This window comes from Corynebacterium kroppenstedtii (genome assembly GCF_016894245.1).
Classification (GTDB): domain Bacteria; phylum Actinomycetota; class Actinomycetes; order Mycobacteriales; family Mycobacteriaceae; genus Corynebacterium.
The window spans coordinates 1-13995 of the sequence record NZ_CP069792.1; the positions used below are offsets into that span (position 1 = coordinate 1).

18 protein-coding genes are annotated in these 13995 nt (G+C 54.7%); 9 read left to right on the forward strand and 9 right to left on the reverse strand.

Annotated elements, in window-relative coordinates:
- From I6J23_RS00005 to I6J23_RS00040, 8 genes are all read left to right on the forward strand, one after another.
- Nucleotides 1–433: hypothetical protein (locus I6J23_RS00005; protein ID WP_204582035.1), on the forward strand; the 433-nt coding region annotated here is incomplete at its 5' end.
- Nucleotides 434–486: 53 nt separating this feature from the next.
- Complete coding sequence (locus I6J23_RS00010) at nucleotides 487–849, forward strand: hypothetical protein (RefSeq protein ID WP_204582036.1); 363 nt, start codon at nucleotides 487–489, stop codon at nucleotides 847–849.
- Nucleotides 767–2365, forward strand: a complete 1599-nt coding sequence (locus I6J23_RS00015; RefSeq protein ID WP_204582037.1) for a hypothetical protein — start codon at nucleotides 767–769, stop codon at nucleotides 2363–2365. The genes I6J23_RS00010 and I6J23_RS00015 overlap by 83 nt, the downstream gene beginning before the upstream one ends.
- 260 nt (nucleotides 2366–2625) lie before the next feature.
- Complete coding sequence (locus I6J23_RS00020) at nucleotides 2626–3291, forward strand: glycoside hydrolase family 25 protein (protein ID WP_060941997.1); 666 nt, start codon at nucleotides 2626–2628, stop codon at nucleotides 3289–3291.
- 63 nt (nucleotides 3292–3354) lie between these two features.
- Nucleotides 3355–3807, forward strand: coding sequence for a hypothetical protein (locus tag I6J23_RS00025; RefSeq protein ID WP_204582038.1), 453 nt, complete (start codon nucleotides 3355–3357; stop codon nucleotides 3805–3807).
- 49 nt (nucleotides 3808–3856) lie between these two features.
- Complete coding sequence (locus tag I6J23_RS00030; RefSeq protein WP_046202073.1) at nucleotides 3857–4219, forward strand: hypothetical protein; 363 nt, start codon at nucleotides 3857–3859, stop codon at nucleotides 4217–4219.
- On the forward strand, nucleotides 4216–4494 hold the full coding sequence (locus I6J23_RS10855; RefSeq protein ID WP_204582039.1) for an HNH endonuclease: 279 nt from the start codon (nucleotides 4216–4218) through the stop codon (nucleotides 4492–4494). The genes I6J23_RS00030 and I6J23_RS10855 overlap by 4 nt, the downstream gene beginning before the upstream one ends.
- Nucleotides 4495–4595: 101 nt before the next feature.
- Nucleotides 4596–5480 carry an SGNH/GDSL hydrolase family protein gene (locus tag I6J23_RS00040; protein ID WP_204582040.1) on the forward strand — a complete coding sequence of 295 codons (885 nt, stop codon included), beginning with the start codon at nucleotides 4596–4598 and terminating at the stop codon, nucleotides 5478–5480.
- A 467-nt stretch (nucleotides 5481–5947) separates the two neighbouring features.
- Here I6J23_RS00040 and I6J23_RS00045 read toward each other — a convergent pair whose 3' ends face one another.
- The 6 genes from I6J23_RS00045 to arsD form a co-directional block, all read right to left on the reverse strand.
- Entirely contained in the window at nucleotides 5948–6550 is a 603-nt protein-coding gene (locus I6J23_RS00045) for a hypothetical protein (RefSeq protein ID WP_204582041.1), read from the reverse strand.
- Between the two features lie 5 nt (nucleotides 6551–6555).
- Complete coding sequence (locus I6J23_RS00050) at nucleotides 6556–7137, reverse strand: hypothetical protein (protein WP_204088076.1); 582 nt, start codon at nucleotides 7135–7137, stop codon at nucleotides 6556–6558.
- A gap of 23 nt (nucleotides 7138–7160) precedes the next feature.
- On the reverse strand, nucleotides 7161–8450 hold the full coding sequence (locus I6J23_RS00055; RefSeq protein ID WP_012732226.1) for a hypothetical protein: 1290 nt from the start codon (nucleotides 8448–8450) through the stop codon (nucleotides 7161–7163).
- A 359-nt stretch (nucleotides 8451–8809) separates the two neighbouring features.
- On the reverse strand, nucleotides 8810–8932 hold the full coding sequence (locus I6J23_RS10790) for a hypothetical protein (RefSeq protein ID WP_269091350.1): 123 nt from the start codon (nucleotides 8930–8932) through the stop codon (nucleotides 8810–8812).
- A gap of 44 nt (nucleotides 8933–8976) precedes the next feature.
- Complete coding sequence (gene arsA / locus I6J23_RS00060; RefSeq protein WP_204582042.1) at nucleotides 8977–10728, reverse strand: arsenical pump-driving ATPase; 1752 nt, start codon at nucleotides 10726–10728, stop codon at nucleotides 8977–8979.
- Nucleotides 10728–11096, reverse strand: coding sequence for an arsenite efflux transporter metallochaperone ArsD (gene arsD, locus I6J23_RS00065; RefSeq protein ID WP_204582043.1), 369 nt, complete (start codon nucleotides 11094–11096; stop codon nucleotides 10728–10730). Before arsD ends, arsA begins: the two co-directional genes overlap by 1 nt.
- Nucleotides 11097–11183: 87 nt before the next feature.
- Here arsD and I6J23_RS00070 point away from each other — a divergent pair, with 87 nt between their 5' ends.
- Nucleotides 11184–11930 carry a metalloregulator ArsR/SmtB family transcription factor gene (locus I6J23_RS00070; protein ID WP_204582044.1) on the forward strand — a complete coding sequence of 249 codons (747 nt, stop codon included), beginning with the start codon at nucleotides 11184–11186 and terminating at the stop codon, nucleotides 11928–11930.
- Nucleotides 11931–12383: 453 nt separating this feature from the next.
- Here the strand turns inward: I6J23_RS00070 and I6J23_RS00075 are convergent, their stop codons facing one another.
- The 3 genes from I6J23_RS00075 to I6J23_RS00085 all read right to left on the reverse strand — a co-directional run bounded on the left by I6J23_RS00075 (nucleotide 12384) and on the right by I6J23_RS00085 (nucleotide 13812).
- Entirely contained in the window at nucleotides 12384–12584 is a 201-nt protein-coding gene (locus I6J23_RS00075; RefSeq protein ID WP_204088072.1) for a hypothetical protein, read from the reverse strand.
- 3 nt (nucleotides 12585–12587) lie between these two features.
- Complete coding sequence (locus I6J23_RS00080) at nucleotides 12588–13400, reverse strand: GTP pyrophosphokinase (RefSeq protein WP_204582045.1); 813 nt, start codon at nucleotides 13398–13400, stop codon at nucleotides 12588–12590.
- A 97-nt stretch (nucleotides 13401–13497) separates the two neighbouring features.
- Nucleotides 13498–13812 carry a DUF2283 domain-containing protein gene (locus tag I6J23_RS00085; protein WP_204582046.1) on the reverse strand — a complete coding sequence of 105 codons (315 nt, stop codon included), beginning with the start codon at nucleotides 13810–13812 and terminating at the stop codon, nucleotides 13498–13500.
- Nucleotides 13813–13995: the final 183 nt, after the last annotated feature.

The window sequence follows — 13995 nt, forward strand, 5'->3', positions numbered from 1 at the left end:
TATCGGGCAAACATGGCACCTCGCCGGGGACGATGAGGGCACCGAGGGGGTAACACTCGGCAAGATCAGTAACACCGTCGGCAACATCAGTGACCAAAAGGATAAACACCAATCACGTTTCCAGTCACCAAGCCTAGATATCGGTGAGCTTGACCCTATCGAGCCGACACTCACCGTGCAGATCACCACAACACCCGAACTCACCGTCGAGACAGTCACCCGTCGGTTCCTTAACGGCTTAGACTTTTTCAAACCAGCCAAACTCATCGTCACGGAATCTCGCCAACCATCACTGTGCCTCTTCGTGCATCTTGCAAAACCGGTAGGCCTGCCCGAGGACACCACCGCCATAGACGGCACCACCATGGAGGTTGAACTTACCGCTAAGGACGGCTGCTGGTCGGCCCCCAACATAGCGGCACCGGCATTGTAGCCATCGAAAACACCGGGGATATTCCACTATGGCCAACTGTTCGCTGGCGTGGCATGGCAGCACGATTCACCGAAGACCGCAACGGGCTTATCGTGCTCCCGCCAGCCTTAGGCCGATCAGGACTGACGTATTACACAGACCCGGCCACCGGGGGCCTTGTCACCGACAACCAGGGCTACCCGAACCATACAGCCTGGGCCACCATGCGCGGCGTGGCCTGGACACGGCCAGTCATGCCAAAAGACGGCACAGCAGTGGAGTGCCACCATTGCCAAGTGCTGTGGCGAAACCGTTACCTTTCACCATGGGCGCAATCAGGGGGGATAATTTCTAATGCAGGAACATCAAATAACGCAAATGGCCGCGATTGGTCAGAGGCGACGGGACGACCATACGCCGTTCGTCTATTTGACTGACAAATACTTAACCCCACAGGTCATCGTCACCGGCTACGTCTCACTCAAAGCCTCAGATAAGGTCAACGATGCTGGCACCTTCGCACTCGAAGTCCCAGCCCACCACCCTATGGTGGATTTACTGATACCACCATTAGCCTTCGACGGCGACCCCAACTCGGCTTTACGCAAGCTAACCGACATACAACAATTCCTCATCGTCGAATACGGGCACACCCGCTACACCTACTTCGTCGACAAGATCGTCGACCATGCCCAGCGAGTCAATCCCACCGTCGAAATCAGCGGAGCCTCCATCTATGAAATGACCGACTATCTTGTCATGGAATCCAACCCGATGTCGATCAAATCGCTCCAACCCAAATATATGGACGTGCGGGCCGGGGACTCACTCCGCGTGATAAAAACGTTCATCCTCATGAACCTGCGCAGGCTCTACCAATTTGACCTTCTACCCGACCCCGACCCGTGGTCACCGATCGCCTGGCGAGACTATGCAGATTGGCCGATCATGGTCAACCCTTTGCACAAGTCAGTTGATACTCCCTGGACAGTACTTGCCGCACGCTTCGACTCACTAGCCGACCTGACAAAAGAAACCTTAGACGCGGCGGGCCTCAGGCTAACGATCACTCTATGGATGCCGTGGGATCGGCAACCGTTCCCTACTCACACGCGCCTATGGAAACCCACCTTCATTATCGATGTCGTCCCCGTAACAGCCGATTCGTCCGTCGCCGGCCATATCCGTGAGGGCGTGAAAAACATCAAGCGCAAATGGGATCCGGAAGACAACGTATCGACTGTCGGCATGTCCGCCCGCTCCAATCCGGACGGCTACAAACCCTGGGTGATGCTCCGACCAGACCACATCGACTACGCCACCTCGGATGTCACCATCACCCGCTCAAAGTACGCTGACGTCACCGTTGGTGGGAAAAGCCCAGGTGCGATTAACCAACTTTTGAAACGGGCAACAGCCTCATTTGTAGGCGGCGCTATTGCAGGAGCGAAAACGGCGTGGCCTGGGCACGATAAGCAGCTAGACGATATGCAATCCAAGCTGGAGAAAGCCAGTGAGAAGCTCACGGAGGATAAGCTTCTCGCGTTTACCCACCATCAGGCGACCCGCCGAGCACATTATCTAGGCCCGTACCGGCGTCGCGAACTCGTCGCCTCGGGTGAGGGGTTCACTGTAGAAGGTGAACAACAGGCGTTTGAGGCGCTTGCTAAGGGCAAGGGTGGGCTCTCGGCAGCGTTTAAGATCGCCGACGGATGCCCATACTCTCTCGGCTATGAGGTGAATGTGGGTGACCAAATTGGTGTCGAATGGCGAGAAATGGTGCTATCCACATGGATTGATGAAGCCACAATCACCTGTGAAGATGGCCACCCGCCGGAGATAGAACTAGCCGTTGGTGAAGCAAAAGCTCGCCGATCTGCTCTACAACAACTCAACGATAACCAAAAGCACATATCGTCGGTCACAAAGCGACTAAAGACCCTCATCGGCTAGAATATAAGTTCGAACGAGTAGACTTCATGTTGTATAAAACAAGGGGGTGGAGCACATGGGGGTGTGCCTAAGCGAAGATACGCCCGCGGGGGCATGGGTTGTAGGAAGACCCATGCTAAATGCGGTTAATGAGGCGCACGCATTGTTTTTCGGCCAAGACGACTACACCACAGGACGATCAGCGATGGAAGCGCTGATCCCCACACTACACACGTGGCTACCGAACCTAAGTTCGATCAACAAGTAGAAAAGAGGTAACTATGCCACTGTACGGACTCGATGTCTCTGAACATCAAAACGGAATGTACCTACACCGCGCACAAGCCGAAGGATACGACTTCGTCATCATCCGACTATGCGACGGCACCTACCGAGATAAAGTCTTCGGCTCCCATCTTCAAGACGCGGAAAGCGCAGGACTGATCACGTCAGCATACTGGTATCTTCGCGCCCCCTCAGAGGGAAGCACCATCGCCCAACAAGTCGACGTCATCGACCAACAAATGGGAGGCCGGCGCGACCTCGGCGTATGGATCGACGTTGAGTCCGTCAGCAGAAATCACCAACTCCTCCTCACTGGCGACGATGTGTGGGCCGCGAAACGTGAACTCGAATCACGCGGCTACCACGTGCCCGGCATCTACTCGGGTGCCTGGTACTGGGAAAACATGCCCGGCGGTGAACCATCCATGGATGGGCTCGGGGCACTCTGGGTATCCAACTACGGATCCAACGGCTACGGCACTGCCGCCCAACTCTACCCCGGCGACACCGACCGCCGATGGAACTACCCACTCGGCAACCACGCCCCCGACATCCTCCAATACGGCTCCAACTGCTATGCCGCCGGCTACCCCGGTGTTGTCGACGTCAACGCCTACCGCGGAAGCCACGACGAACTCCGGCACCTGTTCACCGGCAACTAACCAACCCCACCCCCTAGCGCAGCCATCACAATCCTGACCGCACACCACGTAGAGGATCACACCATGGCTAAGCACGACATCCCACACATCAACAACATTCATCCTGGCGAGTTTCACCTCGACCGAGGCATCACCCACTCCCCCTGGTACCTCCGGCAAGTCGTCTACACCACTGCAGGGATCATCGGGCTAGCCGTCACCGCCCTCGGTATTGCCACACCAGGACAAGTCGACGACTGGTTCCAAACCGCCGCCGGCATCGCCGCAGCTGTCAGCGGCGCACTCGCAGCCGTCTCCACTGGAGAGTACTCCGACTACCGGCCGACAGGACGCCCGAAAGACGCAGAAACCCAACCCGGCGACAACAACACACTCCACGCCCCACAAACACCCCCATCACCGCCTGTCACCTACACCCCCACCACGCCCACCAACGACGCCTACCAGCCACCATGCCCCACTATCACACCCCAAGGCGGAACACCCGGCCATCCCACACCAGCCCCCGAACACTAACCCCGGCCACACATCCGAAAAAACACCAACTAACCGCACAGGGGGCACTATGCACGGGCCACTCACCACCCTCCTCATCACAGGAGTCTCCAGCGCCATCGCAGGGCTTGCCTCATGGTTCGCCGCCATCACCAACGCCCATGGCAAAGAAAAAGTCGCCAAAGAACAAACGCGCTACCCCGAATGGAAAGCGTTCGTCGACGCAATCCAAAAGGAAACCGAACGCACCAAAAATGAACTCACCGGAAGGATCAACAACCTACAAACCCAAGTCGACACCCTCCGTGAACGAGTCAACACTCTTAGCAACAAATACGATGCTGCCCTCGGTCACATAGCCGAATGGCGTCACGCTCACCCCGACGAAGTTCCCGACAGGCCAGCCCCCGCCGCCATCAAACACGACCTATGAACACACACAACCCGAACAAACCTGAAACTCCCCGGCATCTCCGCACACGCATACGGCAGCGAGACCACTACACCTGCCAACTCTGCGGAGCGCCAGGACGGGAAGTTGACCACATCATTCCCACCAGCCAAGGCGGCACCCACCACCCGACTAACCTGCGAGTTCTCTGCCGCACCTGCCACACCCGCAAAACAACCCGGGAAACACGCATAGGAAAGACGCAGAAAACACAACGCCTCCACCTCCCACCTGAACCTCATCCCGGCATCACCTAATTCCGACCCACCCCGAGAGTCCACCCCCAGAGGTTTACTTTTTGCTCAGAATCACTAACGCTTGGTAGGTCGATTAAGTACTTAAGGATAAAGTAGGCACAATGAAAACAATAAAAATGATCACCGCCACCTCCATCCTCGCCCTCACACCAGCGTCACTACTTCCCCTCCCCACACACCCAGCACACGCCGACACCATCAACGCCGGCGACAAATACGTCGCCCTCGGAGACTCCTACGCCTCCACCGGCACCCTCGCCCAACAAGTCCCCGGCACCCACCCCGCCTGCGTCCAAGACCAAGACAACTACCCCCACCAACTCGCCCAAAAACTCAACCTCAACCTCGACGACGCCTCCTGCGCCTGGGCACTCACCTACCAATACGACCAACCACAAAACCACGCCCTACCAGGCACCGCACCCACCCCACAAAAAGAACACCTCACCAACGACACCAAACTCATCACCATCAGCCTCGGCGGCAACGATGCCGGACTAGCCGACGTATTCGCACAATGCGCCCCCCACATCCACATACCCGGACTACCCGACTGCAAAGACACAGCAGAACCGACAGCCACCGCACAAATCAACAACCCCGACCCAGAAGGCCGAACCCTCCACCAACGCCTCGTCGACATCGCCAACAACGCTCAACAACGCTCACCACACGCAAAAATCGTATTCACCGGCTACTACACCGCAGCAATGAAAGACTACCAATGCATAGATGATGGCTTCCTTTCCGAAAACGACCGCGCATTCCTCGAACAATACGTCACGAACATCAACAACGTCGTCAAATCCGCCGCCCAAGACACCAACGCCACCTACGTCACCCCACCTAACCAACCCGACGGATGGTGCAGCCCAACTAACGAACGCAACTCAAGCTACTTCGGAATCCCCGAAGGCAGCCTCATCGCCCACCCCACACACACCGGACAACAACGCATGGCACAAACCATCGCCAACCAGCTCTAACACAACCCCAGGGGACCACCCCCTACCCCCACCACCACACAACCCCCGGGCGACTAAGGCGTTAGTGGTGTGTACGGGTCTTGGGGGTGGGCTGCAGATTTGTTTTATTGTTGGTTTTTATGGGTAGAGGTATAGTAACAGGACACCCCCTTTCCTCGGGGTGTGATGAGAGAGGGGCCCCTGTGGGCGGCCGGGCGAGGCGCCTGCAGGGGTCTTTTCTGTTTTCGTGGTGCGGATGATGGCAGCGATGTCGCTGGTAGGTTAGCGTTCGTTGACCATGAGTTGGGCTACGTTGAGGTGATGTCTAGGGGTTAAGGCTGTGTTGGTGTGGTTTACGATATCTTTCTTGGTTCGCAATGGAGAAGCGGGACCAGCCCAGGTGCGGTTGGTCCCTATGGGTGGATGGTTGGTTAGGTAGCTTAGACCGTGGTGTGGCTGGTCACTTCGGCCAACGCATCAGGATCAGTTTATTCTTCTATTGTACTATCCACGCGCAGCTCGGCGTAGCGGCTTTCTGGGATGGATGCGTCGAATGGGGCTCCTACTTCGTGCCAGGTCAGGTCTTCCCCGCATGTCACATTCTGGTTTGTGGTGTCCAGGATGAGGAATCCCCAGACCAGCCGGCCTTGTTTGCCAGCGGGAAGGTTGTACGGGCCTACGACTTGTTTCAGGGCCCAGTGCTCCGTGTATACGTAGTTGAAACCGAAGGTGTTGGTCATCAACTTCGGCAGTTCAGCTTTCTCTTTTATTTGGACACTGGTTTCAACCGTCTGTGTGCGAACATCCTTGATGTGTTGTTTTACGGGGACAGGATGATTGTTGTGGTTGGCGACGCTGGCGGCATCGGTCTGTTTAAACCAGCGGCGTTTAGCAATGGGATAGATCCCATTGCTGTTCGGTGTAGCGCATGACGTTCCTGGTTTGAAGTCATCGTTCCAGCGCTGTGGCAGTTCGAAATCCCCGGCGAATGTTCCGGGTGAGGATTTCTCCGTAGCGGTGGAGATGCCTGGTGTTGTCAGGCCGATTGCGAGTGTGCACAGTGTTACAGCAATTTTTCGACGGTAACGCATATGGGTTAGCCTTCGATCTTGTCATTGTCGCGTGTGCTGATGGCCACGTGACGTTCCTTCGGTAAGCTAGCGGTGAAGTTTCCACCGTTTGCCTTCCATGTGTGGTCTGCGCCGCAAATAGTCTTCTGTCCTTCGAAGTCAGAAACAATCCAGCCAGCACGAAGGACGGCAGTTTTGCCGGGGGCGATATTGTATGGTCCCACGGTTTCGCCAACCTCGTAGGTTTGCGTGTCGGTGTAGCTGGTGGAGAAGGTCATGTGGATTAAATCCAAGATGGGGAAGTCAACGCCAGCAGACACATTCCAGGTTTTGGTCTTGGTTTCTGTGATTTGGCGTGTGACGGGTAGCGGTTCGTCATTGTAGTTGGATATTGTCCAGGTTCCGGCGGACCCGTCAAAATAGCTACGTTTGATAGCGATGGTTTGTCCGGTATCGCCTGGGTTAGTGCAATGATCTCCGATGGTCGTCGGATTTGCTGTTCCTTGGTCACGGGGTGGCAGTGCGTGTGCGGCTGGTGCAACGAAAAGTGAGGCTGCTGCTGCGGTTCCTGCTGCTGCTGTTGTAATGGTGCGGATGATGTTTTTCATGGTGTCTCCTGTCATGGGTGTGATTAGTTAGATGATTGGGTGGGTACGGGCAATGTACGCCACTGGTCTGGTGTGATGTCTTCAGTTCTGGTTGATCCGTCCTTGGATGTGATTTTTGCCTGTGCCCAGAATCCACTGGGTGCTGACGCCTGAGGATAGTGGGAGAGCAAGGAGTATTTTCCGTCTTTTCCGCAATGGATTTCTTGGTAATTCACTCGCGTCATGGTCGTTCCGTATTCCACGCGGACTTTTTCACCGGGGGCTAGGTGAACGGGTTTTAGAGGAGTGCCCACTGGCATGTATGCGCGCTCAATCACTCCGATAGATTCCAACCAACCGTTGGGCAGGTGGTTTCTTACGTTTTTCCAGTTAGAGTAGCCGTTGTATTCTGCGCCAACCACGTAGTCTGTCTGTGGTGTGTACGTGTACTCGGAATCTGACCAATTCAGGAAGTCGTTTGAATAGCCTGGTTTTGCAAAATCTGGTTTTGTTGCTGTGATGTGATAGGGGTACCAGGTTTTGTCTCTGTTGTTGCATGTTTGACCTAGCGTAGGCCAGGACGAATCATGCTGTGGTTCCTGTGTGGGTTCGATAATTTCGTCGCGCTTGGGGTCTGCAACTTTTTCCAGGCTCGGCCCTGAGTGGCTGTTGTAGGTGTTTCCACTGGGCTTACTGTTTGCCCCTGGGTTGCGGGTTGGAATATCCATCGCAAGGTCTGAGACGGTGCCATCAGCTTTGATGATGTACGCGTATGCGTAGCGTTCGGCGGGGCCGGTACCGCGAATAACGTTGGCGCCTTCGGCATTGGTAAGGACGCCGTCTTGGCAGGTGACGTACATAGCGATGAAGTCTTTTTCGACGACGCCGTATTCAATGCGGACGGATTCTCCCGGTCCTAGGTTGATGGGCCCGAAGGTTTCGTTGTCTAGCCACCCGTTGGATTCCTTTAATCCAATGTCGGATTTGGCGGTAGTGTTCCACCCGGAGGGGAGAGAGGCCTTGGAATTCGCGTCAATCTTGTGATTAGTTCCTGTTTCGATTGAGGCGGTGTAAGGAACTGTTTTGTCTGTTTTGTTGGTGAATTGGATGTTTCCATCACCGAGGTAGCGACGACCGGTTTCCCCATAGTGCCATTCAGGGTAGTGATCAGTGTGTGCTGATTCCGGAGTACAACTCTTGTACAGGTTTGTGATTGGGTAGCCTTGAGGCATATCTGGGATGGCCTGTGCGACGGGTGTACCGACTGTAGCCAGTGGGGCTGCGATGAGTAGTGCAGCTCCCAGCATCCGGGCACTTATGCTGGATATAGACATGAATGCTTTCCTGCTGGTTCATTTGTGAGGGGCGCTCCTTGATGGGGAGCTCAATGGGATCAGAATGCGATGATGCTTGCTCGATCCTTTAATAAGGATATAGCAATTCTTAAACATTACAACCGGAGCAGCCTCATGACAGGAACTATGGTTCAAGGTGCTGGTGGTGGTGTTGTACGGTGCTGGTGTGATTGGCGTGCCCTGGTTTTGTTCCGTTTGAGTAGATGGGAGATTTGGAACATGCTGAGGAAATTTGATCAGGATGTGATGGGCGGCGTCGTTCGTTGAGTTGAGCATCGCATCCTGTCGGAGAGTCTTTCGGTGTGAGCTGTATGTCAGGCCATTGCGGTGTGTTCTTTCTATAGGTCGTTGTCGGGGCGGTCGCCGCGGATCAAGGCGACGAGGTCGTTGAGGGTCATCAACACGTATTGGGCGCCGGGGTTGGTGGTGCCACGTCGTTTAGCGACGACTATTCCCACCACGGCGTCATCGTTTTAACTTCGGTAAATCGATATTTGCATAGTTCTTAGTCGGGTATGACGGGTAGTTGAACCACTTCTACCCCTGCCTGATTAACGACCGAATTAATTACCTCCTGTTGCGCATTGGCTCTTCGTAGCAGGAACGGTGATGACGTCTCGGTTGCTGGGAGCGACTGGTTGATTACCCATGCCCACGGCTCGATACCTGCTCGCGATAGGTCGGCTGCGAGCGACTGTGCCTCGAGCATTGGCGTGGTTTCTGGCAGTGTTACGAGGATTGGCCGGGTCACTTCCGTATTTTGCAGGTGTTGGAGCGTGGTCGCAGAATCGTCACGTCCGGATTGACGCATGAGTTCGCGGTGGTAGGACCCAGTGGCGTCCAGTAACAGCAGGGTGTGCCCAGTGGGGGCGGTGTCGAGGACAACCCACTGGTTTTCGGCCGTTGATACGACTTCAGAAAATGCGTTGAAAACGGCCACTTCTTCTGTGCACGGGGAGCGCAGGTCTTCCTCCAACTGTGCGTACCCGTCGGCATCGAGAGAAGCGCCTTTGCTGGCGAGTACTTCTTCTCGGTAGCTAGCCGTCACCGCGTCAGGATCGATAGATGACACCGTCAAACCTTTGACGCTGTCTTCGAGGGAACCATCGAGGTGATTCGCAGGGTCCGTGGTGGACAGATGTACCGGCTTGCCGCGCTTAGCGAGCTCCAATGCCAGCATTTGCGCCACGGTGGTTTTGCCAACCCCACCTTTGCCCATGCACAAGACGAGTTTCGGTTTCCCCTGTGCTAGCTCATCCACCAGATTGGATAAATCAACGTGCGAATTTGAAACGGACCGCGTCAAGCCCGGCTCTAGGGCGGGACCCGCGTTCGAACTTTCATTACCGTCAGGCTCGCCCAGGTGTAATAGGCCGTCTACCCCCATCACCGGGTTAGCCTTCAACTCGAGCCGTACCGTTGGAATACTATTGATCGCGCTCAGCTCAGGATTTGTGGCAAGGCCATCAAGTAATGCCTGCTCCCTGGCATAAATTGACTCCGACAGCTGATCAGTAGCGGCGCTTACTGGCAGGATGCCGTTGATCACCAACAGTGCCGGTTTGATTCCCATCTCAAGTAGTTCACCGGTGGAACGGTTAGCTTCCTGCAGAGTCGAGATTTGAGCTCTGGCCACCAGAACCAGTGAAGTTTGTGCCGGGTCAGACAGAGCGGCGACCGCCTCGTGATAGGTTTGCCGATTCTTCTCCAGCCCCGACATCGGCCCCAAACACGAGGCATCGCCCGCGCCTTTATCAATGAAACTTGACCAATCGCCAGGCAAGGACAGTAACCGCAGAGTGTGTCCGGTCGGAGCGGTATCGAAAATGATGTGGTCATAGCGGCTAGTAATGTCTTCGTTAGTTAGATAATCGACGAATCGATTAAAGCTAGCGACTTCAACGGTGCAGGAACCGGACAAGGTTTCTTCGGTTGTTGCTAGCACCTCGGGTGGCAGCAAGCCACGAACCGGACCCAGGATAGATTCGCGATACCGCTCCGCTTCTGCTTCCGGGTCAATCTCTACCGCATCAAAGCTGCTAGCGCCGGGCACAAGGTCGGTTAGCTCTGCTCCGCCCGATCCGATCTCACGGCCGAATACCTGCCCAATGTTCGAGGCTGGATCAGTTGACACTAGCAGCACTCGTTTACCTTCACCTGCCGCACGGGTGGCTAGAGAGCAAGCAACCGTGGTCTTTCCGACTCCACCTTTACCAGTGAAAAACGCAAACTTGGTGCTCAGTTCAGGAAGGGGCATTAGCAGCACCCACTTTCGCCACAGCAGCCAGAATCAACGACGGGCAAAGTGGTCTTTTCCTCCGGGGATACCCCGGCGAATTGACGGAGCTGATCAACTTGTGGGTAAGAACCAGTAGCAACGATAGTGCCATCGACCACAGTAACTGGCAGGCCGTCTGTACCCGCCACCTCGACATATGCGCGAACTGGCTCGCACGTCGCAAAATCAGTAGGGGCAGACGCCAGATTATGCCTGGTCACGGTAATGCCCTCCTTTTCCAGAGTGGTCAGCGCCGCATTGAAATCAACGAGAGCTTGGTCTACGTCGGTTCCGCAGAGCCCGGAAGAACAGCACAGGGCCGGTTCATAGACATCGATTTGACGCACAATTAACTCCTTACATTTCGATGGTTGTCGTACTGACTCGAACTCTATCACGTTTCGATGTTTATCGAAACATGATAGGGTTCTTGCATGACCAGCCAACATGCTCCGAATTGCTGCCCCGCACCTGCAGTTGCCGACGAAGGACGGTGTCGGGACGCGGCGAGTATTTTTGCGGCACTTAGTGATGTCACGCGGCTGCAAGTGGCTCTGTTCATATACCGCTGTTCACCGAACCCGGTGTGCGCATGTTCATTTCCCGAGGTTTTTAATATCAGCCGGTCAACCATTTCGCACCATCTCACCAAGCTGGTAAATGCTGGCATATTAGGCCGTGAACAGCAGGGTAAGTGGGCCTACTATTCGATCGCCTCGGAATTTGATACTCAATTCCTTGACGTTGTCGCTAAACACGTGCCTCAACAAACCACACGCCGAAAGGAAGCCGCCGTGACCAAAATCCTTTTCGCCTGCAGACAAAACGCTGGTCGCTCACAAATGGCAGCTGCCATTGCGCAAGAACTAGCAACATCTGACGTGACCATCATGAGCGCAGGCACCGAACCGGCCGAGGAAGTACACCCCGAGGTACGCGACGCCCTCGCCGAAATTGCGTTAGAGCCGTTTGCGCAGCCAGAAAAACTGGATCCGGCGAAAGTGAAGATGGCCGATTGGGTGATCAGGATGGGATGTGGCGAATCATGCCCAATTTTCCCCGGAACCCACTATGAAGACTGGGAGGTCGCTGATCCGTCGGGGGAACCCACAGAGGTCGTACGCGAAATCCGCGACGATATTACCAAGCGCGTAAAAGAGTTGTTGAGCCGAATTTCTTAAGGAAAATCTGCGCACCCGTAAGGGTATTTGCACACACCCACCCCGACCGGAACGGGGAAAACATGCATAGTCTGCGCCATCGGCGTTGTCGCATTTGGCCGTAGATGCACGTAAACCCCCTCGGCGGGGCCAGGGGGTTACGGCGATGTGGAGTCGCTTACGAAACGATCTCTACAAGGCAGATTGTAGAGTGGTCAGTGGGGCGGGTCAACCATTATCCACCGCTCATATGGTTTCCTTGCTTGCTAGTTTTTGGTGGTTTTCCATCCGTGTGGGATTGGTGGAGTTCCCTGGTGGTTCTCCGATTGATCGTGATGTTCGTTGCCGTTTCCTTGGCAGGGTCTATGCTCATTGCCCCTGTTAGATATGGCAAAACCCCACTTCCTTTGTTTTCGGAGGTGGGGTTAGGTGTTGCTCATGGCTGAGCAGGAGCACGGACTCAGACAAAGTTGGCTAGGCAGAGAGAAAATAACGGGAGTGCGATTTTTCTAACTGCTCGCGGCTCTGGCTGGCTACTGTCACGATTTCAAGATCCTCGTCGGAGTTTTTTTGGTCTCGTCGCAGTCGTTCCTCTACTGCCTCGATCAGGGAGGCAAACCTCTCAACCTTTACGTTGCCACGTTTGCGGTGGTATTCGATGAGAAAACCTGGCATTAGCTAACCTTTCTGCTCATCTGGTGAGGGTAGCGACGATTCGAGATTGTTTCGAGTCTCTCTAAGGGCCTTAAGTATATCACCGATGATGGCATACACTTGCTCTATTTTTCGGTTGTTTTCTGTCACTGGTGGGGCTATAGCACCCGGTTTGTTGTCTTTTCGGTGACGGCTACGGACCTCTTGTTGAGACAACTCGACGTGGCAGATCCTATCCGACACGTTGTGGAGGGTATAAACGATTTCCCGCTCTCTTTTGTCAAGGCACTCACACCCTCCTTGGTACCGGATTGCTCTGCCGAAGATGTCGGCTGCGGTTTCGTAGGCGTTTGCCCAAATGGCCTGGAGTGGTGTGCGAATCTGGATTTCTGCTTTGCCTGCGGGGAAATCTACGTGGATGTGGACCGCTCGGTAGCCATTGTGGGGCTCGGAGCGCATATCAAGGATCCTGGTCTTTTTCGCTCCAGATACTTTCATAGCTCCTTCGAGCCGTCGGGCAACTGTGTCTTGCATCTCGAGGGTGCCGTCGAAGTCTATACGTAGCCCAGCTATGTCCTGGATCCGGTCAATGGGGGTGGTATCCATCCTCCTTAGTTTTTCGATTAGCGTCTGATACGTTTTCAACCTGCTCGAGTATCGGTAGCGGTTGGAGTTGGGTTCGACTTCTTCATTACCCCTCGCTTCAACGAGGATGGATGATACTAATTCATCTTTGATGATGGGTTCTATTGCTTTGATCAGTCTCGTTTGTTGGAGCATGAATTGGGCGAATAGCTTTTTGTCGTAGTTCCTTCCTTCTCGGAGCGCTTTCCTCATCTTGTGTATTTCATTGTTTGACCAGGATGGCTTGTCTTTTAGGAAGCTCAAGGTTTTATATCTCTCGGTTGTGACTTCACTTGTTTTATTGTGGATTTTATTTTCTTAGAGATAGTCGTGGTTTTCCACCCGCGTGGGGTTTCGTGGGCTGACCTCCTGTTATTCGTAACTCCCGTACTGTATCAAGCACTTGATCGAGACGATGAGCACACTCTGTACTGACGTGGCATGATTGTGTAATTTCACGCGCTCGGGGTGCTGTTGCGGGGCTGAGCAATTCAATCCCTACTGCGACGTTGTACTCATCTAAGTCAACCAGGACAGTCTCGCTCAGTTCCTTCGTTCGGGCTACAGGGGCGTCATTGAGTTCAATATAGGCAGCGCCGGCTAAGGCGTCGATGGTTACCTTCATTATCGATCTTCTCCTACTACCGCTGTGGTGATAACTAAGACGTCTTGCTCTCTTTTGGCATCCTCCCTGCCTTAAAGGGCGGGGATTCCTACTGCCCCGGTTTCCCGGTGGCTTCGGTAGAGCTTGGGTAGTGGGTGCAGGTGACTTTTCCGGTTGGCCGGTGGTAGTCAATCAGGTAAGAGT

Excerpts from the sequence above, each read along its gene's own strand:
- I6J23_RS10855 (WP_204582039.1), top strand. The coding sequence starts at position 4,216 with ATGAACACACACAACCCGAACAAACCTGAAACTCCCCGGCATCTCCGC.
- I6J23_RS00040 (WP_204582040.1), top strand. The coding sequence starts at position 4,596 with ATGAAAACAATAAAAATGATCACCGCCACCTCCATCCTCGCCCTCACA.
- I6J23_RS00050 (WP_204088076.1), bottom strand. The coding sequence starts at position 7,137 with ATGAAAAACATCATCCGCACCATTACAACAGCAGCAGCAGGAACCGCA.
- I6J23_RS00030 (WP_046202073.1), top strand. The coding sequence starts at position 3,857 with ATGCACGGGCCACTCACCACCCTCCTCATCACAGGAGTCTCCAGCGCC.
- I6J23_RS00085 (WP_204582046.1), bottom strand. The coding sequence starts at position 13,812 with ATGAAGGTAACCATCGACGCCTTAGCCGGCGCTGCCTATATTGAACTC.
- I6J23_RS00070 (WP_204582044.1), top strand. The coding sequence starts at position 11,184 with ATGACCAGCCAACATGCTCCGAATTGCTGCCCCGCACCTGCAGTTGCC.
- I6J23_RS00075 (WP_204088072.1), bottom strand. The coding sequence starts at position 12,584 with ATGCCAGGTTTTCTCATCGAATACCACCGCAAACGTGGCAACGTAAAG.
- I6J23_RS00045 (WP_204582041.1), bottom strand. The coding sequence starts at position 6,550 with ATGCGTTACCGTCGAAAAATTGCTGTAACACTGTGCACACTCGCAATC.
- I6J23_RS00025 (WP_204582038.1), top strand. The coding sequence starts at position 3,355 with ATGGCTAAGCACGACATCCCACACATCAACAACATTCATCCTGGCGAG.
- I6J23_RS00080 (WP_204582045.1), bottom strand. The coding sequence starts at position 13,400 with ATGAGGAAAGCGCTCCGAGAAGGAAGGAACTACGACAAAAAGCTATTC.
- I6J23_RS00015 (WP_204582037.1), top strand. The coding sequence starts at position 767 with ATGCAGGAACATCAAATAACGCAAATGGCCGCGATTGGTCAGAGGCGA.
- arsA (WP_204582042.1), bottom strand. The coding sequence starts at position 10,728 with ATGCCCCTTCCTGAACTGAGCACCAAGTTTGCGTTTTTCACTGGTAAA.
- I6J23_RS00055 (WP_012732226.1), bottom strand. The coding sequence starts at position 8,450 with ATGTCTATATCCAGCATAAGTGCCCGGATGCTGGGAGCTGCACTACTC.
- I6J23_RS00020 (WP_060941997.1), top strand. The coding sequence starts at position 2,626 with ATGCCACTGTACGGACTCGATGTCTCTGAACATCAAAACGGAATGTAC.
- I6J23_RS00010 (WP_204582036.1), top strand. The coding sequence starts at position 487 with ATGGCAGCACGATTCACCGAAGACCGCAACGGGCTTATCGTGCTCCCG.